Source organism: Haloferax volcanii DS2 (genome assembly GCF_000025685.1).
GTDB classification, from domain to species: Archaea; Halobacteriota; Halobacteria; order Halobacteriales; family Haloferacaceae; genus Haloferax; species Haloferax volcanii.
Genome location: NC_013967.1, coordinates 2,502,312 through 2,522,862, shown reverse-complemented (window position 1 = coordinate 2,522,862; position 20,551 = coordinate 2,502,312). Strand labels below are relative to the sequence as shown.

The following is a 20,551-nucleotide window of genomic DNA, read 5'->3' as shown; positions in this document are numbered from 1 at the left end:
TTACGCACCCGAAACGTCGTTCGCGCGGTCGCTCAGCGAGCCCCCGAGCGACCCGTCGAGGCCCCCGCTCAGGAAGTCGCTCACGAGGTCGTGGACGCCTGAGACGAACTCGGGGACCGGGCCGGGGAGTTCGCCGGGCGGCCCCCGCTGGCCGGCCTCGGACGCGGGGGACGATTCGCGCGCGGTGTCGTTCGGTGCGGCGGCGGCGACGCCCGCGGTCGTGACGAGGACGGCGAGCAAGACGCCGACGAGGGAGAGTCTGCGTCGGTTCATGGTGAGTCGCTCCGGTCGCCACTCGCGGGTCGATGCTCATGAAAAGCGGACACCGTGGCGGGCGTTTTGCGTCGGTTTCGCTGAGTTTCGACGCGGTTCACGGCGAATTGCCGCCGGTTCGGAGCCGTTACTGGTTCAGCGCTTCGCGCATGGCGGCGAAGCCGGCTTCGGGGTCCACGTCCGCGCCCTGCGCTTCGAGCGCCTCTCCGAGGGCGGTCAGGAGGAACGAGACGTTCTCCGGCCGCGCCGAGTGGCCCATGCAGCCGACGCGGAAGATGTCGCCCGCGAGCGCGCCGAGGCCGCCGGCGATTTCGAGGTCGTAGTGGTCGAGCACGTAGTCGATTGCCGCGCCGGCGTCCACGCCGTCGGGGACGAGCACCGCGTTGAGGCTCGGCAGCCAGTACTCGTCTTCGGGGTTGAGACCGAGACCCATCGCCTCGACGCCGGCTTTCAGCGCGCCCGCGACCCGACGGTGACGCGCCCACCGCTCCTCGATGCCTTCCTCCGCGACCAGTCGGAGCGCCTCGCGGATGGCGTAGACGTTGGTGATGGGCGCGGTGTGGTGGTACGAGCGGTCGTCGCCCCAGTAGCCCTCCAGCAGCGACAGGTCGAGGTACCACGAGCGGGTGGGTTCCTCCCGCGAGAGCACCTTGTCCATCGCGCGGTCGTTGAGCGTCAGCGGGCTCGCGCCCGGCGGGCACGACAGGCACTTCTGCGGGCCGGAGTAGGCCACGTCGATGCCCCAGTCGTCGGCTTCGAGTTCGACCCCGCCGAGCGAGGTGACGGTGTCGGCGACGACGAGCGCGTCGTGGTCGTGGGCGATGCTCGTCAGTTCGGGGACGCTCGGCTGTTTCACGCCCGTCGAGGTCTCGGCGTGGACGAACCCGAACACGTCCGGCTGGTGCTCGTCGAAGGCGTCCTGTACGTCCGCGGAGTCGAGCGGCTCGCCCCACGGCGCGTCGACGTGGACGACCTCGCCGCCGGCGCGCTCGGCCATCGACTCCATGCGCCCGCCGAAGTAGCCGTTCGTCGGGACGAGCATCGTGTCACCCGGTTCGACGAGGTTGCCGATGGCCGCCTCCATCGACGCCGACCCGGTCCCCGAGACCGGAATCGTCCACTTGTTGTCGGTGCGGAACGTGTAGCGCATGAGCTCCTGCACCTCGTTCATGACCTCGATAAACGACGGGTCGAGGTGGCCGACGAGCGGCGTGGACATCGCGCGGAGGACGCGCGGGTGAACGTCGCTCGGGCCGGGGCCCATCAGCGTGCGATTCGGCGGGGTGAGTTCGCCGACATCGGGTGCATCGGACATGGTCTGCCTTCACCTGCCACGCAAACCGGCAAAAGGGATGTGATTGCGGAACGCCGCGAGACGGATACCGTCCCGACCCGCGGGAACCCGACGACTGCGCCGACGCGCGCCCGCTCAGCCCGACAGCGCCTGCGCGACCTTCTCTATCGGGTGCGGCGGTCGCCGCGCCGCGTCGTCCCTGTCTTCGAGTTGCGTCCGACACGACGCGCCGGGGGCGACCACCTCGTCGCCCTGACTGTCGTCGACCTGCTCGAGCAGGATGTCTCCCATGGCCTTCGAGAGGTCGTAGTGTTCGGCCTCGTAGCCGAAGCTCCCGGCCATGCCGCAGCAGCTCGAGTCCAGGGGGTCGACCTCGTAGCCGACCCGCCGGAGGACGCCCACCGCGTGGTGGTCCTTGTTCAGCGCCTTCTGGTTGCAGTGGCCGTGGTAGGTGAGGGACCCGAGGGTACCGCCGTCAGCGACCGCGGAGGCGACGGGTCCGGCCGCGTCGTCGCCGTCGGCCGAGCGCCCGCGAATCGGGAGGTTCTCGTCCAGCCGGTGGGCGTCGAGGAACTCCATGACCCCTGAGGCGGCCGCGGCGACCGGGGCGACCGCGTCGTCCGGCAGCAGGTCGGCGTACTCGTCTTGGAACATCACCGCGTCCGAGGGCTCGACGAAGACGACCGACCAGCCGTTTTCGACCGACGGGCGGAGCGTCTCGACGTTGTGACCCGCGCGCCGTCGCGCGAGGTCGAGGAAACCGCCGGAGTAGGCGGCCCGGCCGCTCGGACCGACGCCCTCCGCGAGGCGGACGTGGACGCCGGTGGCCTCCAGCACGCGAACCGCGGCCTTCCCGATTTCAGGCGTGACGTAGTTCGTGTAGGTGTCGGGAAACAGGAGGACGCGGTGGTCGGCCTCGCTCGCCGGGACGCGGGGCCGTCGCCCGTCCATCCACGATTCGAGCGTGTCGCGGGTGAACGAGGGGAGCGCCCGGTCGGCGGCGACGCCCGCGAGTCGTTCCATCGCGGCCCGCGCGCCCGGGAGTTCGGCCGCCCAGTTCGAGACGGGCGCGAGCGCGCTGCCGACGCCGGCCAGCCGGTCGATGTTGGCGAACAGGCGCTCGCGGAGCGACGCGCCCGCCTCGGCGTGGTGGGCGTGTTTCACCTCGGCTTTGAGCTTCGCCAAGTCGACGCCGGTCGGACAGTCGTTCTGACAGCCCTTACAGCCGACACAGAGGTCGAGCACCTCCTCTTGGAAGCGGTCGGAGTGGATCTCGTCGTCCGAGAGGTCGCCTGAGATGGCCGCGCGGAGCATATTGGCCCGGCCGCGGGTCGTCTCGGCTTCGTCCTTCGAGGCGCGGTAGGTCGGACACATCGTCTCCGACCCGGTCTGCCGGCAGGTACCGCAACCGTTACAGAGTTCGACGAGGTGCGAGAATCCGCCCTCGTCCGAGAAGTCGAGCGTCGTCGCTGGCTCGATGGACCGGTAGGCCGCGCCGTACCGGAGGTTCTCGCGCATGTCCGCGCCGACGCCGCGGTCGCCGTCCGGCCCGAGGTCGTCGGAGCCGTCGCGGTAGACGACGTTGCCGGGGTTCATGCGCCACTCGGGGTCGAAGGCGGTCTTCAGTTCCTTGAACGCGCCCCAGAGTTCGGGGCCGTACATCTTCGGGTTCCACTCGGTCCGGGCCATTCCGTCGCCGTGCTCGCCCGAAAAGGCCCCGCGGTGGTCCAACACGAGGTCGGTCACGTCGTCGGTGATGGCGCGCATCTTCTCGATGCCCTCGTTCTCCTTGAGGTTCAGAATCGGGCGGATGTGGAGCGTCCCCGACCCGGCGTGGGCGAAGTACGCGGCCGACGTGCCGTGGTCCTCTAACACGTCTTCGAACGACTGGACGTACTCCGCCAACTCCTCGGGCGGGACGCTCGCGTCCTCGATGAACGGGTAGGGCTTCGGGTCGCCCGGCAGCGACATGAGAAGCGGTATCGCCGCCTTGCGAAGTTTCCAGAGGTCGGCCTGCGCCGCGGGCGTGTACGCCTCGATGGCCTCGAACGCGCCGCCGTCGTCGGCGTCGCCCGCCGCCGTCGACTCGTCGCCCGCCGCCGACCCGGGGTCGCCGTCTCGCAGGAAGTGGTCGTTCGCCTCGCGAATCACGGCCTCGAAGTCGTCGTGCAGTTCGGAGTCGAACTCCAGCATCAGGGTCGCCGCCGTCCCGTCGGGAATCTCCTCGACGTACTGCGCGTACTCGCTGGACTCGGCGGCCATCCGCAACACCTCGTCGTCCATGAGTTCGACCGCGCTGGCGTCGAAGTCCAGCGCGTCGGGGACCGCGGCCATCGCCTCCACGAGGTCGTCGTAGGCGTAGAGGACGAGCGCCGTCTCCTCGGGGACCGTCACGAGCGACACGGTGGCCTCGACGACGACGCCGAGAGTGCCCTCCGCGCCGACGAACAGCTTCGAGAGGTTGACGACCGTCTCGCCGTCGTCGGTCTCGGAGACGACTTTGTGGAGGTTGTAGCCCGACACCGACCGCTTGAGGCTCGGATACCGGCGCTCGATTTCCTCCTCGTGGTCCTCGACGAGGCCGAGAACGGTCCGGTAGAGGGCGGCCTCGCGGTCGTCCTTGCCGACGATGCGGTCCCACTCGTCGCTCCCGACGACCACATCGCGGGTGTGGACGACCGACCCGTCCGCGAGGACGACCCGCAACTCCTCGGTGTAAGCGTCGGTGATGCCGTAGCGGACCGAGTGCGCGCCCGTGGAGTTGTTGCCGATGCCGCCGCCCACGGTCGCTCGGTTCGAGGAGGCGGGGTCCGGCGCGAACTTCAGGCCGTGGTCCGCGAGGCGGTCGTCGAGGTCGTCCTGCACCACGCCGGGTTGGACCCGCGCCCGCCGCGCGTCGGGGTCCACGCGGACGATTTCGTCCATGTACTTCGAGCAGTCGACGACGACACAGTCGGGGCCGACGGTCTGTCCCGCCAGCGACGACCCCGCCCCACGCGGGAGCACGGGCACGTCGTGTTCGGCCGCCGTCCGCACCGCGGCGCGCACGTCGTCTTCGTCGCGGGGGATGACCACGCCCGCCGGGCGCGCCCGGTAAATCGAGCCGTCGGTCGCGTACAACACCTGCGCGTACTCGTCGAATCGCACCTCGCCGGAGACCACGTCCCGGAGGTCGGCGGCGAGGTCGGCGTGTTCGGCCACGTCCGCCACGTCGTAGTCGCGCGACTCCTGAAATCGTTGGAAGTCCCCCCGTCTCTCGCCGTCCGTCTCCGCCGTGATTCGTGTCGCCCGTGAAGGGCCGTCACCAGACATTACCATTTATAATCGTGCAGGATAGCAAAAACCTGTGTGTGGCTCGCCACGTTTGCCCGAAGCGGTAGTCGTTCGCGGCGGGTCAGCCCGCCCGCTCAGACCGCCGCACCTCCCGCGGCGGTGCCCGCCGTCGGCTCCACGTACTCGACGAAGTCGGCGGCGAACGACTCGACTTCGTCCCAGTCGGTGTACTCGTAGTCCCGCGAGGCGTCCGTGTCGCCGGTCGCGTCCGCGGCGATGCGCTTCATCACCAGCCGGGTGAGAAAGCCGTACTCGGAGTACCGAAGCGCCCCGCCGAACGCGGCCATCCGCTCGGGGGGCCAACCGCTCTCTTCGACGAACTCGTCGAGGTACGTCGCGACCTCGGCGCGGGCGTCCGCGTCGTCGAGCGCCGACGACAGCGACACTTGGAAGAAGCCGTTGGGCCGCGCCTCGATGTCGTCGCGGTGCTCGCGGACGAACCCGTACACCGACTTCGAGTGCGCGCCGAGGTGAACCGACGACCCGACGAGCACCGCGTCGGCGTCGGCGAGCGCCTCGGCGGCGGCGGCGTCGGTGACCGACTCGGTCCGCACGTCGTGTCCGTGGGCCGCCAGCGCCACCACGATGCGCCCGGCTATCTTCTCGGTCTGTCCCTCCTTGCTCCCGTACGCGACGAGTACCGTCCCCATACAGCTCACCGCGTACCCGTTGGCTCGCTCATACCATAACGGCGGTCGACAGCTCTCAGCCGCCGGGAATCCGGCCGGACGACGCCCGGAGGAGGAACTATTTTGCCCGTCGCCGCATCACTCCAAAATACAACTCATGAATACTTCGATGGGAACCTATCTGGTCACGCAGTCGGACCGCTCCGGCGGGCGGTCGACGCCGGACGTGGTGCGGGCCGCGGTCGACGGCGGCATCGATGTCGTGCAACTCAGGGAGAAGCACGCGAGCGCCCGCGACCGCTACGAGGTCGGCCGCGAGCTTCGCGCCGTGACGGCCGACGCGGGCGTCCCGCTCGTCGTCAACGACCGGGTCGACATCGCGGCCGCAATCGACGCCGACGGCGTCCACCTCGGCGACGACGACGTGCCCGTCTCGGTCGCGCGCGAACAGCTCGGCGAGGGCGCAATCGTCGGCCGGTCGGTCTCGACCGTCGCGGGCGCGAGAGCCGCCGAGGAGGCCGGCGCGGACTACCTCGGCGTCGGCGCGGTGTTCGCCACCGACACGAAGGAGACGAACCCGGAGCAGTCCGAAATCGGGACCGAGCGCGTGTCGGCCATCGCTGAAGCCGTCTCGATTCCGTTCGTCGGTATCGGCGGCGTCACGCCCGACAACGCCGCCGACGTGGTCGCCGCCGGAGCCGACGGCGTCGCGGTCGTGTCGGCCATCACCGCCGCTGACGACCCCGCCGACGCGACCCGCCACCTCGCTGATTCGGTCGCCGCCGGGAGGAACCGCCGATGAGCGGACGCGACGGCTCGGACGGCGCGGGTGGGTCGGGCGGGTCGGACGACGCGACCGGTGCGGGCGGCGTCCCCGACGTGGCGCTGGACGAAGCGCTCGCCGCCGTCGCGGGCGAACAACCGCTCATCAACTCGGTCACGAACGACGTGACGGTCAACGACGTGGCGAACGTCACGCTCTACTGGGGCGGCCTGCCGGTCATGTCCGACGACGAGCGCGAGGTCGGCGATATGGTCGGCATTGCGGACGGCTGTCTGCTCAACATGGGGACCGTGAGCGAGTCGGGCGAGGCGACGATGCTGACCGCCGGCCGAGCCGCGAACGACCACGGCGTTCCCCTCGTCATCGACCCCGTGGGCGTCGGCGCGACCCCGACGCGCGACCGGGTCGCGGACCGCCTCGTCACCGACCTCGATGTGGACGTGCTCAACGGCAACTACGGCGAAATCTCCGCGCTCGCCGGCGACGACGCCGAGGTCCGCGGCGTCGAGTCGGTCGGGGAGTACGCCGAAATTGCCGCCGCGGCCGTCGAGTGCGCCCGGAAGACCGGCGCGGTCGTCGTCGCCTCCGGCGAGACCGACATCGTCGCCACCGAGGAGGCAGCTTTCGAGGTCGACACCGGCCACTCGATGATGGGCGCGGTCGTCGGCACCGGCTGTATGCTCGGCGCGACGCTCGCCGTGTTCGGGGCCGCCCTCGACGACTCGCTTTCGGCGGCGCTCTCCGGGACCGCGGCGTACGGACTCGCGGGCGAACTCGCCGCCGAGGGCGCGTTCGGGGACTACCGCGGCCCGGCGAGCTACAAAACCGCCTTCCTCGACGCGGTCGCGGGACTCGCGGACGCCTCGACGCCAGACATCGCCGACCGAATCGACCGAATCGAGGTGCGGTAGATGACGGGAACCGCGCCCGACCCGCAGACGCCGCCGTACGCCCTCACCATCGCCTCCAGCGACTCCGGCGGCGGCGCGGGTATCCAGGCCGACCTGAAGACGATGACCCGACTCGGCGTCTACGGCGGGTCGGTCATCGTGGCCGCAACCGCCCAGAACACCCGCGGCGTCGAGGGGTCGCACGTCCTCCCGACCGAGTCGATTCGCGCCCAGTACGAGGCCGTCGCCGACGACTTCGACATCGCCGCCGTCAAACTCGGGATGCTGGCGACCGTCGAGGCGGTCGAGACGGTCGCCGACTGCCTCGCCGACTACGACGGCCCGGTCGTCCTCGACCCCGTGATGGTCGCCACCTCCGGCGACCGACTGCTGGACGAGGACGCCGTCGACGCCTACGACGCTCTGTTCGCGCAGGCGACGCTCGTGACCCCGAACGCCGACGAGGCCGAGGCGCTGACGGGCGTGTTCCCCGACTCGCCGGCACCCGTCTCCGAGGCCGCCGACTGGTTCTTCGACCGGGGCGCCGACGCCGTGCTCTTGAAGGGCGGCCACGTCGCCACCGACGGCGACACCGTGGTCGACACGCTCGTCACGTCGACGGAGACGACGACGTTCGTCAACCCGCGCATCGACGCGACGGCGACCCACGGGTCGGGCTGTACGCTTTCGAGCGCCGTCACCGCCCGCCTCGCCCGCGGCGACGACCTCACAGACGCGGTCCGGCACGGCATCGAGTTCACGCGTGCGACCCTCGCTGAACCCGCCGACGTGGGCGAGGGCGCGGGGAGCGTGAACCACCTCGTCGGCGTCGGCGACGGCTGGACGCCCGACGAGTCGTAAGGGACGACCGCCGACCGGCGACCGACGACCGGCGACCAACGACCGGCGACGCGGCTCTCCGACGCTCGCCACGCCCCTTTTCTGGCTACGTGTCGTATCACGAACATGGTAGCGACACCATCATCGAACGCGCTCCGCGCCCGAATCGAGGCCGGCGGCGTCGCGCTCGGCGTCCTCGACAACGCCTACTGCCCGACGCTCGTGGAGTTCTACGGCGAACTCGGTCTCGACTTCGTGTGGCTCGACCTCGAACACGGCGGCCCCAGCCCGCTCGACTCGGGCGCGATGGAAGACCTCCTCCGCGCGGCGGAACGAACCGGCATCGAGCCGCTGGTTCGGCTCCCGACGACCGACCCCGAGTTCGTCCGGAAGGCCCTCGACCTCGGCGTCAGGAACGTCTTCCTCCCGCGCGTTGAGTCGGCCGAGGAGGTGCGCAAGGCGGTTCGGTCGGCCCGCTTCACCTACGGCGACGGCCCCGGCGACCGCGGCCTCGCGTCGCCGCGCGCCCGCCGCTGGGGACTCGCAGACGACTACGTTGCAGGTGAGGACCGCGAGACGCTCGTCGGCGTGACCATCGAGACCGCCGAGTCGCTTGCGGACCTCGACGCGATTCTCGACGTGCCCGAACTGGGCTTCGTCTTCATCGGGCCGTTCGACCTCTCGGTGGCGCTCGGCCACCCCGGCGAGATAGACCACCCGGACGTGCAGGAGGCGGTCGAGCGCATCCGCTCGGCCGCGGTCGATGCGGGCGTCCCCGTCGGCGGCCTCGGCTTCGGCATGGACGACGTAAACGAGAAGGCGGAAAACGGCTATCAGCTCATCAATCTCGGCAGTACCACGGGCGCACTCAAGGGCGTCGTCGACGGCTGGTTCGACGCCGTGACGTTCGACCGCGAGGAGTAGCGGCCGCCTATTCGGGAGCGTCCGCCGCCACCGAGTCGGACAGCCGCATCGCCACGCTGTACATCTCGCCCGCGGACTCCGATTCGACCGCGTCGGCGACGCGCTCGGCCTCGTCCGCGAGCCACCCGCCCATCGGGTCGGGAACGTCGGCCGCGAACGATGTCGCCACCGACGCATGCGCCTCGACGTGACTCGCGGACCACGGGACCGGGTCGAGCAGGGTCAGTTCGCGGTCGAAGCGCCAGCCGTATCCCGAGAACAGCGCCCCGAGCGCGTCGGCCGGATAGAACGTCAGCGCGGGTCGCCCGCGGGCCAACTGGCTCGCCGCGTTTTCGAGCGCGAACAGCTCCCGAATCGCGGCGTCGTCGGGGAGCGGTTCGTAGTCGTCGACGACGAGGTGACAGCCGGGCGCGGCGACCCGCGTCAGCTCGCGCGCGACGGCGGCGACCGACGCTGGACCGACGAGGTTGAACAGCCCGTGAGCAGTGACGATACCGACCGAATCGTCTGCGAGCGGGAGGCTTCGAACATCCGCCTCCAGCACTGCGGTCCTCGCTCGGTCCGTCGGCGACGGGGCCACCCGGTCGCGGACGATTGTCGCGTGCTCGGGGTCGTTGGTGACGGCGTAGACCTGTTTTGCGCCCGCGTCGAGGAGTCCGGCGGTGGCGTTGCCGGTCCCCGCGCCGGCCTCCAGACAGACCGCGCCCCGGACCGGCCGGTCGTCGAGGGCGGCCGTGACGGTCGTTGGAACGTCCATTGGCGGCGGGTGGAATCCGAGGCGGGAGTCGTCTCGCCTCGTTAGTGGTGCAGTTGCTCCGGCACCGGGCTCTCGTCGTGGCGGAGGCGCTCGACGAGCGACCGCTGGGCCGTCTCGTCCATGCCGTTGTACCGCGTCGCGGCGTCGAGAACCATCGCAACGAGCTTCGGGTCGCCCGGCGTGACGACGCTCGTGAGGCCCTGCGCGGCCGCGAAGTCGAACCGCTCCGCGATTTCGTTCGGGGTGTCGACCGGCTCGTACCAGTTGGGGAACGGTCGGTCGGCCTCGGGCAGTTCGTCGGTGTCGGGCCACGGGCCGCGGGCGAACGCCTTGATGCCGAGCGTGCCGATGCCGGCCTCTTCGGCCGCCTCGAAGACGCCCTCGTAGTCGTGTTCGTCGTCGCCCTTGCCGACGACGACGGGGTTCAGCGGGAACATCAGGGTTTCGAGGCCGTCGATGCGGTCGATGGCATCGCGGATGAGTCCGGGATTCCCGTGGCTCGTCAGGCCGATGTGGCCGATTTTCCCCTCGTCTTTCGCCTCGCGGAAGGCCGCGAGCGCGCCGTCGTCGGCGGTGATTTCGTCCAGTTCGGACTCGTATTCGAGGCCGTGGACCTGATAGAGGTCGATGTAGTCGACGCCGAGGCGGTCGAACGAGCGGTCGAGTTTCCGTTTCGCGCCCTCGTAGCTCCGCTCTTGGGTCTTACAGCCGAGGAAGATGTCCTCGCGGTGCTGGCGGAGCTTCGGCCCCAGTTTGAGCTCCGCGTCGCCGTAGGTCGGGGCCACGTCGAAGTGGTTGACGCCCTTCGAGAGGACGTGTTCGACCATCTGGTTCGCGCCCTCCTGTTCGAGCCAGTTGAGCGCGATAGCGCCGAACGTCGCGATGGTACTCTCGTGGCCGGTGTCGCCGAGTGCGCGTGTCTGCATACGTCGAACGTCACCGTCGATGGTCAAAAACGTGTGTCTCACCGATTCGACTGCCGGGTCCGTGCGAGCGGCGATGACGCCGCCGCGACCCGGTAACACTCGCGTCAGCGGATACTCAAGTCCTTGCGGCCCGTAGGACCGCCTATGGCAGAACCCACGCCGACACCCGGCATCCACCACGTCACCTGCATCGCGGGCGACCCGCAGGAGAACCTCGACTTCTGGGTCGAGACGCTCGGACTCCGCCTCGCCAAGCGCTCCATCAATCAGGACGACCCCAGCACGTACCACTTCTTCTTCACGGACGCGGCGGGAACGCCCGGCACGAGCATGACGTTCTTCCCGTGGGAGAACCTCTCGCGCGGGAAGGTCGGCACCGGGCAGGTCTCTCGGACCGCGTTCCGCGTGCCCGAGGGGAGCCTCGACTACTGGGAGGACCGATTCGACGAGTACGGCGTCGACTACGACGACCGAGTCGAGCGATTCGGTGAAACGGTCCTCCCCTTCAGCGACCCCGACGGTCTCCCGGTCGAACTGGTCGAAGTCGAGGTTCCCGACGACGACCCGACCGTCCCGTGGACCGAGTTCGTCCCAGAAGACGTTGCGATTCGCGGCTTCCACTCCGTGACGCTCTGGCTGGCCGACCCCCAGCCCACCGAAGACCTCCTCGAAACGATGGGCTTCGAGCGCGTCGGCACCGAGGAGGCGCAGGGCGACACCCCCGGCGACGAGCGGACGCGGTTCGCCGCGACCGGGAGCGTCGGGAAGTACGTGGACGTGCTGCCGACCATCGAGAGCGGCCGACAGGGCCTCGGCACGGTCCACCACGTCGCCTTCCAGACGCCGACCGACGAGGACCAAGAGGCGATGCGCAAGGCCGTCCAGTCGAAGGGCCTGCGCCCGACCGCCCAAATCAACCGCCACTGGTTCCGGTCGGTCTACTTCCGCGAGTTCGGCGGCGTCCTGTTCGAACTCGCCACGAGCGACCCGGGCTACACCGCCGACGAACCCCTCGACGACCTCGGCGGCCGCCTCGTCCTCCCCGGCGAGTTCGAAGGTCGGCGCGAGCAGATAGAAGCCGGCCTGACCGACGTGACGGTCCCGCGGGCCGAGTCGGCCGAAGCCGACGACTGAGCGCGGACCCGCCGCGCTCCGCGGGGGTTCTCCACCCGTCCATCCGTCGTCTGCCGGCCCGTATTGTCCCGTGTTAACACTGCCTGAGCAACTGCGACGAGTGTCGCAATCACAAGTACCATCATCGCCCACGACGCAGTGACCCGTATTCAGGTGGATGACGTGACGGAAAAACGCGAATACACGGACGACTATCAGGACAAGACGCTGTACATCCCCGGTCCGACCGAGGTGCGCGAGGACGTCATCGCGGAGATGTGCCAGCCGATGTTCGGCCACCGCATGGACCGCATGACCGACCTCTATACGACCATCGTCGAGGACACGAAGGAGTTCCTCGGCACGGACAACGACGTGATGATTCTCACGGGGTCGGGCACCGAAATCTGGGAGTCCTCGACGCTCAACCTCGTCGACGAGAACATCCTCGTGCCGACCTGCGGGAGCTTCAGCGAGCGCCACGCCAACGTCGCGGAGCGCCTCGGCAAGAACGTCGACCGCATCGAGTACGAGTGGGGGCAGGCCATCAAGCCCGAGGACATCCGCGAGGCGCTGGAATCCAGCGACAAGCAGTACGACGTGGTCGCCACCGTGATGAACGAGAGTTCGACCGGCGTCCGCAACCCCATCGAGGAAATCGGTGACGTGGTCGCCGAGTACCCCGACACCTACTTGGTCGTCGACGCGGTGTCAGCCCTCGGCGGCGACTACGTCGACATCGACGAGCACAACATCGACGTCATCTTCGCCTCGTCGCAGAAGGCGTTCGCCATGCCCCCGGGGCTGGCCATCTGCACCGTCAGCGACGAGGCCTACGAGCGCGAACTGTCGAAGGACTCCGCGTCGTGGTACGGCGGTTTCCAGCGCGCCCTCGACTACTACGACCGCAAGGGCCAGACCCACTCGACGCCCGCGATTCCCATCATGCTCGCGTACCGCAAGCAGATGAAACACATGCTCGAAGAGGGCCACGAGGGCCGCGACAAGCGCCACCGCGAGATGGCCGAGTACACCCGCGAGTGGGCCTACGAGCACTTCGACATGTTCCCCGAGGAGGGCTACGAGTCCCAGACCGTCGCCTGCATCGAGAACACGCAGGGCATCGACGTCGCCGCCACTATCGAGGAGGTCAACGAGGAGTACGACATGGCGTTCTCGAACGGTTACGGCTCCGCGCTCGGGGAGAAGACGTTCCGCATCGGCCACATGGGCGAACACGACGTGGAGTCCATCAAGGCGCTGACCGACGCCATCGAAGACGTGGCGGACCTGTAAGCCGCGACTCGCCGCACGTCTCGACGCCTCTCACGGGGGTTCTTTTGCGCCGCGGGCGTATCGGACGCACACGCAGATGCCGCATCTCCAATTCGACCTCGACTTCGAGGTCACGGCGCGCGAGGCGGACCAGTTCGCGACCGAGATGGCCGAGTTGTACGCCGAACGGATGGACGCCGACACCGACTACGCCGCCGTCAGCGTCCGCGAGGCCCGGGCGATTCACCTCGGCCGGGCGACCGGAGACAAGACCGTCGTCTTGCAGGCCGACATCCGGGCGGGCCGGACGGCGGACCGGAAGCGCGACCTCGCCCTCGCGGTCATCGAGGCCGTCACCGAGCGGTTCGGCGTGCCGGAGTCGAACCAGAAGGTCGTCTTCACCGAACACGAGGGGAGCCAGATGATGGGTTACGACCGCGTCGGGGACGACTGGTCCGAGTCGGACTGACCGCCGTCGACGAGTCGGAGTTCGACCGCGAAGACGGAGCCGCTGGGGTCGTTGTCCTCGACCCACACGTCGCCGCCGTACTTCTCGACGAGCGACTGCACGAGGTACAGTCCGAGTCCGGTCCCCCGACTCTCCAGCCCCTTTTCGTCCTTGGCGAAGATGGCGTCTTTCCGCTCGTCCGGGACGCCGCGGCCGTCGTCGGCGACGCGGACGACGACGCGGTCTTCGCGCTCGGCGTGCGTGACGGACACGTCGACAGTCGGCTCGTCTTCGTCGGTGTGCTGGATGGCGTTCATCAGGAGATTTCGGAAGACGGAGCCGAGCATGTCGTCGGCGAGCACCGTGACCGGGGGCACCTCGCCGTCGACCGCCACGTTCGCGTCCGGTGCCATGTCGCGGACCGACGCGATCTCCGCGTCCAGCACCTCCCGGAGGGGAACCGGCTTGGTCTCGACCCCTCGGGTGCTCATCATCTCGGCCATGTCGCGGGCCGTCTTCGTCAGTTCGACCGCGTGGTTCGCGCGCCTCCGGACGATTTCGACGTACTCCCGCGCGTCGCCGTCGTCGACGTACTCAGCGAGCAGTTCCGCGTAGGCGGTCACTAACTGCAGGTCGTTGCGAACGTCGTGGCGGACGACCTGATTCAGGACCCCGAGCTCGTCGCGCTGCGTTTCGAGGAGGCGATTCTGTTCGCGGAGCTCCGCTTCGTAGCGCTTCCGCGTCGTGATGTCCCGGGCGACGCTCAACACGACCGTCTCCCCCCGGTAGGTCACGAGGCTCGAACTGATTTCGACGGGTATCTCTCGACCGTCTTTCGCCCGGTGGACCGTTTCGAACACCTGCGTCCCGTCGGTCGGCATCTGGGTAACGAGTGCCGACGCCTCGTCGTCGCTGAGTCCCGCGTCGATGTCGTGGACCGTCATCGAGAGGAGTTCGTCCCGCGAGTAGCCCAGCAGCTCCACCGCGGTCTCGTTCACCGCGAGGATGTGGCTGTCGATGTCGATGACCCAGACGGTGTCGTTCATCCCGTCGATGAGCTCCTGGTACTCCTCGCGGGCGCGCTTCAGTTTCTGCTCTCGCTCCTGTCGTTCGGTGACGTCCCTCGATACGCCGATGACGCCGACGACCTCACCGGCCATCCGAAGCGGCGCGAAGCGATAGCTCAGTATCCGCGATTCGCCGTCCGGCGTGACGAGTTCGGTCTCCCCTTCGAGGGAGTCTGTCTCGCCGTCCAAGAGTCGCTGATACGGGTCGCCCGGGCGTTCCTCGCGAATCGTCTCGACGAGGCGGCTCCGCTCGCCTTCGAGTTCGGCGGGCGTCGCCCCGTAGAGTCCGGCGAGCAAGTCGCTCACGAGTATGAACCGCCCATCGCGGTCGTACAGGCACGCCCCCTCGAGTATCTGTTCGAAGACGCGTTCGTAGACGAGCGACGGGTCGACCGGTCGCCGGCCGGACGCCGCGACCGTCCGCTCGACTCGGGCGGCCACCTCGTCGTACCTCTCCGGCCCTCGGACCCGGACGTAGTCGGTGACGCCGGCGTCGAGGGCGTCGCTCGCCGTCACCTCGCAGTCCCCGCCGGCGACGACGAGAAACGGCAGCGCGGCGTCTCGCTTCCGAACCGCGGCGAGGAACTCGAGCGCGTCGGTCGCTCCCACGTCGTCCGCCGAGACGACGCAGTCGAAACCGGCGTCGGCATCGGCGTCGTCGAGCAGTGTCAGCCCCGCAGCCGCGGTTCGAACCTCCTCGATGTCGACCCGTGGTAGCCGCCGACGGACGGCCTCGGTGACCGCCGCCGCGACGCCCGAGTCAGCGGCGACGAGGAGTCTCATTGTGCCGACACCATCGTTCATTACCTATGGTTGTCGCGAACGTCGGATAAAACGTCGCGTGCCACCTCCCGCGACGCGGGGAATTACTCGGTTGTAACACCCAGTAGCAACACTTTTGTGACGACCGCCGAGACCACGACGGCATGAACGAACCAAGACTCGACGTATCGGCGGTAACGGGCGGCAATTGGCGGGGATATCTCTCGGAGATGGGGCCGTCGTGGGTCGCCGGCGCCGTGGCGGCGGGGCCGGCGACGATGGCGACCGTGCTCACCGCGGGCGCGACGTTCGGCTACGCGATGCTGTGGGTCGTCGTGCTCTCGGCGGTGCTCGGGGCGTCGGCGCAGTATCTCTCGATGCGGCTCGGCCTGCTCACGGAGGACGGCATCGTCTCGGTCGTGGAACGCGAGTTGGGCGACGGCTGGGCGTGGGCGCTCGTCGCCGACGCGGTGCTGGCCGCGGGGCTGGCCCAGTTGGTCATCATGCAGGGCCTCGCGAACGTGAGCGCGACGATAACCGGCGTCGACGCCCGCGTCTGGGGCGTCGTGTGGGCGGTCGTCCTCGCCGCCGGCCTCGCCGGGCGCGGCTACCGCTTCGTCGAACTCCTCGCGAAGGGACTCGTGGCGGCCGTCGTCGTCGCGTTTCTCGCGTCGCTGGTGTTGGTTCCCATCGACCCGGCGGCCGCGGCCGGCGGGCTCGTCCCGCGCATCCCGTCCGGCGTCGACGGCGCGCTCGTCGCCGCCGGCATCCTCGGCGGCGCGGTCCACATCACGCTCATCACGATGCACTCGTACACGATGCGCGCCCGCGGCTGGACGACCCGCGACTACGGGCTGGCGACGTTCGACGTGGGCGCGTCGATGCTCGTCGCCTTCGGCGTTTACAGCCTCGCCATCTTCCTCGTCGCCGCGAGCGTCCTCCACAGCCCCGAGGTGGCCGCGGGCGACCTCACGGCGGTGGCGGCCGCGCAGGCGCTCGGCCCGATTGCGGGCGCGAACGCCAAGTGGCTGTTCCTGCTCGGCCTCTTGGGCGCGGCCGTCTCCACGCTCGGCGGCAACACCGTCGTCCCGCCGTTCCTCGTCGCCGACAAACTCGGCTGGGGGACGGACCTCTCGGACGGCCGCTACCGCGCGCTCCTCGCCGGCGTGGCGCTGTTCTCCGGCGTCGGCGCGTTCCTCGGCGGGGCCTTTTTCCCGCTTCTCGTGTTGGTGCTGGCGTTCGGCCTCGTCGGCACGCCGTTCGCCATCGCCGTCGTGCTCGTCTTACTCAACGGCGACGCGGTCTCGGAGCCGAACTCGACGCCGGCGAACCTCGGCGGCGTCGTCCTGTTCGCGGTCACGACGGTTCTCGCCGCGAACTTCGTCCGCTCGCGGGCGCTTTCCGACCTCGGCGACCCGCTTTCCGTCTTCGTCGTCGTCTTCGCCGCGGCGATGGGAGCGGCGACGCTCGGCCTGCTCGGGAAGTTCGTCCGCGAGACGGTCGGGCGACCGACCGCGGCCTGACCTGAATCCGAACCGCGGGCGACCCGGCTTACTCGCTGTAACGGCCCGACGCCCGGTCGTACTTGGAGACCATCGCGACGACGGCGGTCCCGAGCCCGCCCGCCGCGGCCCAGAACTGCCACGGGAGCGACCCCGAGGACCCGCCGCTCGGGACGTAGGGATACGACAGCGACCCCGCCTCGACGATGTCTCCCGACCCGGGCATGAGACCGGACCCCGGCTCGTTCGGAATCGCTCCCTCCTCGGCCGGCCCGCCGGGGTCGCCGCAGACGACCCGACCGACCATCCCGAGCTGCTTGTGCGGGCTACAAAAGTAGTCGTAGGTGCCCTCGGCTTCGAAGGTGTACGAGAAGCTCGCGCCGGTCTCCTCCAAGAGGCCGCTGTCGAAACCGGACGCGTCCGCCGGGATGCGCTGTTCGGCCTGATTCGACTCGGCGTAGGCCGTCGCGGAGTGGTCGCCGCTTTCGAGGACCCACTCGACGGTGTCGCCGGGGTCGACGTGCAGTCCGACGGGGTCGAAATAGTACTCCCCATCTTCTGTCACCATCTGGATAGTATAGGTGGTCGAACCGCCGCCGCCCGAACCGCCGCCGGCGTCTGTACCGCCGCCGGACTCGGCGGTCGAGTTCTCGTTCGACGCCCTGGTGACGCCCGTCGACGCTCCGAGGACGGCGACTCCACCCGCGATATTTTTCATGAACGTTCGTCTGTTCATAATGGTGTTTGAGTTCGTATTACCGCTAATACTGCCTACTATCTGACCGTTCGTCTACTGTCTTGTAGTTCTGTTGGTTCTCGAACATTCCGAAACAGAAAGACAAATAACCGCTCGTCTGAACGCTTACGTGGCATCGTCGCTCCCGCGAATCCGCGGTCGGCCCACAGTCGTGGGAGCGTCAATCCGGCAGTGACAATTAGGTAAGTCTATTGGTACATTCATGAAATCCGTGGTGAATCCGACCCGACGTTCGGCGGTGAGAACCGATGCGGCGTGAAACCGCAGTCATCCTGCTCCTCATCGCGGTCGTACTGCTCCCGATGTGGTACGTCGCGCTGACGAGCGGGACCGAAGGCGGGGGTATCGGCGTCGGCACCGGCGCGGAGCCGGTCGCCGTCAACACCTCGTCCGACCTCCAGCCCGCGAGCGGCTACCTCCCCGGCCCGGTCGAAGTCGGCGTCAATCAGGCCGGCGTCGTCGCGTGGGTCGCGCTGCTCGGGATGGTCGGCGTGATGGTCGGGACAAAGCGGTTCCTCGACCGCATCAGCCACCTCGGCGACTCCGTCGTCGCCGACGGCGGCCACGCGACCGTCTCCGTCCCCCCGTACATGGAGACCGAGTCCCGGCGCATTCTCGACTACGTCCCGGCCGTGTCGTCGCGGACCGGACTGCTCGTCGTGGCGCTCCTCTCGTGGGTGGACGTGTCGTTCGCCGCCCTCCTCGCGCTGGAGGGGCTCGGCCCGGCGCGGACGCAGTTCCTCGGCACCTACGCCGGGATGCTGTTCCTCTCGCTCGCGCTGACCGTCCTCGCGTACACGGCGTACTTCGTCCCGAGCATCACCGTCGCAGAGACCAGAGACCACTGACCACCCGCACGGACATGAGCAAACGCACCACCAACACCGACACTGAGACCGACACCGACACAGACGCCCCGGACATCCCGCAGAGCGACGACGAACTGACGCGGCGAAACATGGCGAAGCTCCTCGCCGGCATCGGCGGCGCGGCCGCCATCGGAAGCTTCGGCGTCGACTACGCGGCCGGGCTTCCCGGTAGCCTCGACACCGGAAACGAGACGCTCTACGTCGAGGGAACCCGCCTCGTCGACAGGGACGGCAACCCCCTGACCGCCGCCGACGCGCTCTCGACCGACGAGTTCGACAAGATGGACGTCTTTCCGGAGAAGGAAGGCGGCGGCGCGCTCGTCACCAAGCGCGCGACCACGCTCCTGCTTCGCTTCCCCGAAGACGAGTACGAAGCGCCCACGAACATCGAGGGGACGGCCAAGGGCTACGTGGCCTACTCGAAGGTCTGTACCCACGAGGGCTGTCTCGTCGCCGGCGACCAGGGCTCCGAGCTTCGGTGTCCCTGTCACGGGAGCCTCTACGACCCGACGAAGGGCGCGTCCGTGACCGGCGGCCCGGCCTCGCGGTCGCTCCCGCAGCTTCCCCTCGGTATCGCCGACGACGAGGACGGGACGCTCCTGCTCGCAACGGGGCCGTTCGAGGGACCGATAGGGACGGAGGAATGAGATGACGGGGACAGCACCGAACGACGGCTCCGGCGACGACCGACCCGACGCGCGGTCGGACGGCGGCGAGGCGGGCGGCGACCTCCCGGAGACCGACCTGACGGTCCGGACCCACGAGGCGTACCCCAGAAACGCCCTGTTCGACTGGCTGGACCAGCGGCTCGAACTGGACCACACGCTCCTCGGCAAGGCGTTCCCGGAGGACGACTACGGTTCGTTCCTCCTCGGCGAAATCGCGCTTTTCACCTTCGTCATCCTCGGGCTGACGGGGACGTTCCTCGGCCTCCTGTACAACCCGGCGGTCAACAGCGTCACCTACGAGGGCAACGCGCTCCAGTACGCCGGCACGGAGGTTCCAGCGGCGTTCGCGAGCGTCCTGCACATCACCTACGACACCACCTTCGGGATGTTCGCACGCATGATGCACCACTGGGCGGCGTACCTCTTTATCGCCGCAATCGCCCTGCACATGTTCCGCGTCTTCTTCACGGGCGCGTACCGCAACCCCCACGAGCCGAACTGGTTCATCGGGAGCACCCTCCTCCTGTTCGCCCTCGTGGAGGGCTTTTTCGGCTACGCGCTCCCCTACGACAACTTCAGCAAGACCGCGACGACCATCGGCTTCCAGATGACCGGCACGATTCCCGGCGTCGGCTCGTTCTTGCAGTCGCTCGTCTTCGGCGGGGCGTTCCCGGCGGGAGCCGACCAGGTCATCCCGCGGATGTTCTTCCTCCACGTCTTTCTCATCCCGGCCGCGCTGGTCGGCGCTATCGTCCTCCACATGGCCGTGTTGATGCGGCAGAAACACACCGAACACGCGCCGAGCTCCCGCGGCGAGGGCCGCCCCGACGGCGATGACGACAGCGTCGTCGTCGGTATGCCGCTTTTCCCCCAGCAGTTCCTCGTTTCGACTATCGTCTTCCTCCTGACGGCCGCGACCGTCGCCTTCCTCGCGGGCTTCTTCCCGGTTCAGCGCATCGCCGCCATCGGCCCGGCGACGCCCACGTCGACGCCCTCGCACGTCGGCCCGGACTGGTTCTTCATGTGGGTGTTCGGCTCGCTGAAGATGATGCCCTCGTGGCTCGGCGAGTGGGGCCGGTTCGCCGGCGGCGTCGTCGTCCCCTCGCTCATCATCGGCGTGATGATGATTTGGCCGCTCCTCGATAACCCCGAACACCCGGTCCACTTCACCGCCGACCCGCTCGACCGACCGCTCCAGACGGCCCTCGGCGTCGCGGCCGTCATGCTCATCATCGTCCTCTCTATCGACGGGATGCGGGCCACCGTCGCCGCCGTGTTGGGCGTCTCCGACGCCGTCCTCTACCCGTGGCTCGTCGCGCTGACCGTGGGGATGCCGCTTTTCGACTTCGCCGTCGTCTACTGGCTCCTCAAACGTCGCAAGCGCCGACTCGGCACCGCCGGCTGACGCACAGGCTCGCGACCCGCCGACTCCGACTTCGA

General features: G+C 68.9%; 19 protein-coding genes. 11 read left to right on the top strand and 8 right to left on the bottom strand.

Annotation, left to right across the window (positions count from 1 at the left end; translation table 11 throughout):
- The 4 genes from HVO_RS17605 to HVO_RS17590 all read right to left on the bottom strand — a co-directional run bounded on the left by HVO_RS17605 (nt 1) and on the right by HVO_RS17590 (nt 5,550).
- Nucleotides 1-273: a hypothetical protein gene (locus HVO_RS17605; RefSeq protein ID WP_004042829.1), complete on the bottom strand. Its 273-nt coding sequence runs from the start codon at nt 271-273 to the stop codon at nt 1-3.
- Nucleotides 274-400: 127 nt separating this feature from the next.
- A complete protein-coding gene (locus HVO_RS17600; protein ID WP_004042827.1) occupies nt 401-1,537 on the bottom strand; it encodes a pyridoxal-phosphate-dependent aminotransferase family protein in 1,137 nt (378 codons plus the stop codon).
- 165 nt (nt 1,538-1,702) lie between these two features.
- A complete protein-coding gene (locus HVO_RS17595; protein ID WP_081442894.1) occupies nt 1,703-4,879 on the bottom strand; it encodes an FAD-binding and (Fe-S)-binding domain-containing protein in 3,177 nt (1,058 codons plus the stop codon).
- A gap of 95 nt (nt 4,880-4,974) precedes the next feature.
- Nucleotides 4,975-5,550, bottom strand: a complete 576-nt coding sequence (locus HVO_RS17590) for a flavodoxin domain-containing protein (protein ID WP_004042825.1) — start codon at nt 5,548-5,550, stop codon at nt 4,975-4,977.
- Nucleotides 5,551-5,698: 148 nt separating this feature from the next.
- On the opposite strand from HVO_RS17590, the gene thiE reads away from it, so the two are divergent.
- The 4 genes from thiE (at nt 5,699) to HVO_RS17570 (ending at nt 8,967) form a co-directional block, all read left to right on the top strand.
- The gene (thiE, locus tag HVO_RS17585; protein WP_004042824.1) at nt 5,699-6,331 is read left to right on the top strand and encodes a thiamine phosphate synthase; all 633 of its coding nucleotides are present in this window, start codon (nt 5,699-5,701) and stop codon (nt 6,329-6,331) included.
- Nucleotides 6,328-7,224, top strand: coding sequence for a hydroxyethylthiazole kinase (gene thiM, locus HVO_RS17580; RefSeq protein ID WP_004042823.1), 897 nt, complete (start codon nt 6,328-6,330; stop codon nt 7,222-7,224). The genes thiE and thiM overlap by 4 nt, the downstream gene beginning before the upstream one ends.
- Nucleotides 7,225-8,064 (top strand): bifunctional hydroxymethylpyrimidine kinase/phosphomethylpyrimidine kinase, encoded by an 840-nt coding sequence (gene thiD, locus HVO_RS17575; RefSeq protein WP_013035260.1) that lies wholly within the window; start codon nt 7,225-7,227, stop codon nt 8,062-8,064.
- A gap of 105 nt (nt 8,065-8,169) precedes the next feature.
- Nucleotides 8,170-8,967 carry an HpcH/HpaI aldolase family protein gene (locus tag HVO_RS17570; RefSeq protein ID WP_004042805.1) on the top strand — a complete coding sequence of 266 codons (798 nt, stop codon included), beginning with the start codon at nt 8,170-8,172 and terminating at the stop codon, nt 8,965-8,967.
- Nucleotides 8,968-8,974: 7 nt separating this feature from the next.
- Here HVO_RS17570 and HVO_RS17565 read toward each other — a convergent pair whose 3' ends face one another.
- Nucleotides 8,975-9,724, bottom strand: a complete 750-nt coding sequence (locus HVO_RS17565; RefSeq protein ID WP_004042803.1) for a class I SAM-dependent methyltransferase — start codon at nt 9,722-9,724, stop codon at nt 8,975-8,977.
- A 41-nt stretch (nt 9,725-9,765) separates the two neighbouring features.
- Entirely contained in the window at nt 9,766-10,650 is an 885-nt protein-coding gene (locus HVO_RS17560; protein WP_004042800.1) for an aldo/keto reductase, read from the bottom strand.
- Between the two features lie 144 nt (nt 10,651-10,794).
- Here HVO_RS17560 and HVO_RS17555 point away from each other — a divergent pair, with 144 nt between their 5' ends.
- From HVO_RS17555 to HVO_RS17545, 3 genes are all read left to right on the top strand, one after another.
- Nucleotides 10,795-11,784, top strand: a complete 990-nt coding sequence (locus HVO_RS17555; protein ID WP_004042798.1) for a ring-cleaving dioxygenase — start codon at nt 10,795-10,797, stop codon at nt 11,782-11,784.
- 162 nt (nt 11,785-11,946) lie between these two features.
- Complete coding sequence (locus HVO_RS17550) at nt 11,947-13,059, top strand: pyridoxal-phosphate-dependent aminotransferase family protein (protein ID WP_004042796.1); 1,113 nt, start codon at nt 11,947-11,949, stop codon at nt 13,057-13,059.
- 76 nt (nt 13,060-13,135) lie between these two features.
- The gene (locus HVO_RS17545; RefSeq protein ID WP_004042795.1) at nt 13,136-13,507 is read left to right on the top strand and encodes a tautomerase family protein; all 372 of its coding nucleotides are present in this window, start codon (nt 13,136-13,138) and stop codon (nt 13,505-13,507) included.
- Here HVO_RS17545 and HVO_RS17540 read toward each other — a convergent pair.
- Nucleotides 13,468-15,336, bottom strand: coding sequence for a PAS domain S-box protein (locus tag HVO_RS17540; protein WP_004042793.1), 1,869 nt, complete (start codon nt 15,334-15,336; stop codon nt 13,468-13,470). The genes HVO_RS17545 and HVO_RS17540 overlap by 40 nt on opposite strands.
- Nucleotides 15,337-15,479: 143 nt before the next feature.
- Between HVO_RS17540 and HVO_RS17535 the strand changes: the two genes are divergently transcribed.
- Nucleotides 15,480-16,838, top strand: coding sequence for an NRAMP family divalent metal transporter (locus tag HVO_RS17535; protein ID WP_013035573.1), 1,359 nt, complete (start codon nt 15,480-15,482; stop codon nt 16,836-16,838).
- 28 nt (nt 16,839-16,866) lie between these two features.
- Here the strand turns inward: HVO_RS17535 and HVO_RS17530 are convergent, their stop codons facing one another.
- Complete coding sequence (locus HVO_RS17530; RefSeq protein ID WP_004042789.1) at nt 16,867-17,553, bottom strand: plastocyanin/azurin family copper-binding protein; 687 nt, start codon at nt 17,551-17,553, stop codon at nt 16,867-16,869.
- 269 nt (nt 17,554-17,822) lie between these two features.
- On the opposite strand from HVO_RS17530, the gene HVO_RS17525 reads away from it, so the two are divergent.
- The 3 genes from HVO_RS17525 to HVO_RS17515 are packed head-to-tail and all read left to right on the top strand — an operon-like array spanning nt 17,823 to nt 20,516.
- Nucleotides 17,823-18,422, top strand: coding sequence for a hypothetical protein (locus tag HVO_RS17525; protein WP_004042787.1), 600 nt, complete (start codon nt 17,823-17,825; stop codon nt 18,420-18,422).
- Nucleotides 18,423-18,436: 14 nt separating this feature from the next.
- Nucleotides 18,437-19,090 (top strand): QcrA and Rieske domain-containing protein, encoded by a 654-nt coding sequence (locus tag HVO_RS17520; protein ID WP_004042785.1) that lies wholly within the window; start codon nt 18,437-18,439, stop codon nt 19,088-19,090.
- A gap of 1 nt (nt 19,091) precedes the next feature.
- On the top strand, nt 19,092-20,516 hold the full coding sequence (locus tag HVO_RS17515; protein WP_004042783.1) for a cytochrome b: 1,425 nt from the start codon (nt 19,092-19,094) through the stop codon (nt 20,514-20,516).
- The last annotated feature ends 35 nt before the right edge of the window (nt 20,517-20,551 follow it).

Bases quoted from the DNA above. Each gene is read 5' to 3' on its own strand.
- HVO_RS17605 (WP_004042829.1), bottom strand. From the start codon at position 273: ATGAACCGACGCAGACTCTCCCTCGTCGGCGTCTTGCTCGCCGTCCTC.
- HVO_RS17600 (WP_004042827.1), bottom strand. From the start codon at position 1,537: ATGGGCCCCGGCCCGAGCGACGTTCACCCGCGCGTCCTCCGCGCGATG.
- HVO_RS17595 (WP_081442894.1), bottom strand. From the start codon at position 4,879: ATGTCTGGTGACGGCCCTTCACGGGCGACACGAATCACGGCGGAGACG.
- HVO_RS17590 (WP_004042825.1), bottom strand. From the start codon at position 5,550: ATGGGGACGGTACTCGTCGCGTACGGGAGCAAGGAGGGACAGACCGAG.
- thiE (WP_004042824.1), top strand. From the start codon at position 5,699: ATGGGAACCTATCTGGTCACGCAGTCGGACCGCTCCGGCGGGCGGTCG.
- thiM (WP_004042823.1), top strand. From the start codon at position 6,328: ATGAGCGGACGCGACGGCTCGGACGGCGCGGGTGGGTCGGGCGGGTCG.
- thiD (WP_013035260.1), top strand. From the start codon at position 7,225: ATGACGGGAACCGCGCCCGACCCGCAGACGCCGCCGTACGCCCTCACC.
- HVO_RS17570 (WP_004042805.1), top strand. From the start codon at position 8,170: ATGGTAGCGACACCATCATCGAACGCGCTCCGCGCCCGAATCGAGGCC.
- HVO_RS17565 (WP_004042803.1), bottom strand. From the start codon at position 9,724: ATGGACGTTCCAACGACCGTCACGGCCGCCCTCGACGACCGGCCGGTC.
- HVO_RS17560 (WP_004042800.1), bottom strand. From the start codon at position 10,650: ATGCAGACACGCGCACTCGGCGACACCGGCCACGAGAGTACCATCGCG.
- HVO_RS17555 (WP_004042798.1), top strand. From the start codon at position 10,795: ATGGCAGAACCCACGCCGACACCCGGCATCCACCACGTCACCTGCATC.
- HVO_RS17545 (WP_004042795.1), top strand. From the start codon at position 13,136: ATGCCGCATCTCCAATTCGACCTCGACTTCGAGGTCACGGCGCGCGAG.
- HVO_RS17540 (WP_004042793.1), bottom strand. From the start codon at position 15,336: ATGAGACTCCTCGTCGCCGCTGACTCGGGCGTCGCGGCGGCGGTCACC.
- HVO_RS17535 (WP_013035573.1), top strand. From the start codon at position 15,480: ATGAACGAACCAAGACTCGACGTATCGGCGGTAACGGGCGGCAATTGG.
- HVO_RS17530 (WP_004042789.1), bottom strand. From the start codon at position 17,553: ATGAACAGACGAACGTTCATGAAAAATATCGCGGGTGGAGTCGCCGTC.
- HVO_RS17525 (WP_004042787.1), top strand. From the start codon at position 17,823: ATGCGGCGTGAAACCGCAGTCATCCTGCTCCTCATCGCGGTCGTACTG.
- HVO_RS17520 (WP_004042785.1), top strand. From the start codon at position 18,437: ATGAGCAAACGCACCACCAACACCGACACTGAGACCGACACCGACACA.
- HVO_RS17515 (WP_004042783.1), top strand. From the start codon at position 19,092: ATGACGGGGACAGCACCGAACGACGGCTCCGGCGACGACCGACCCGAC.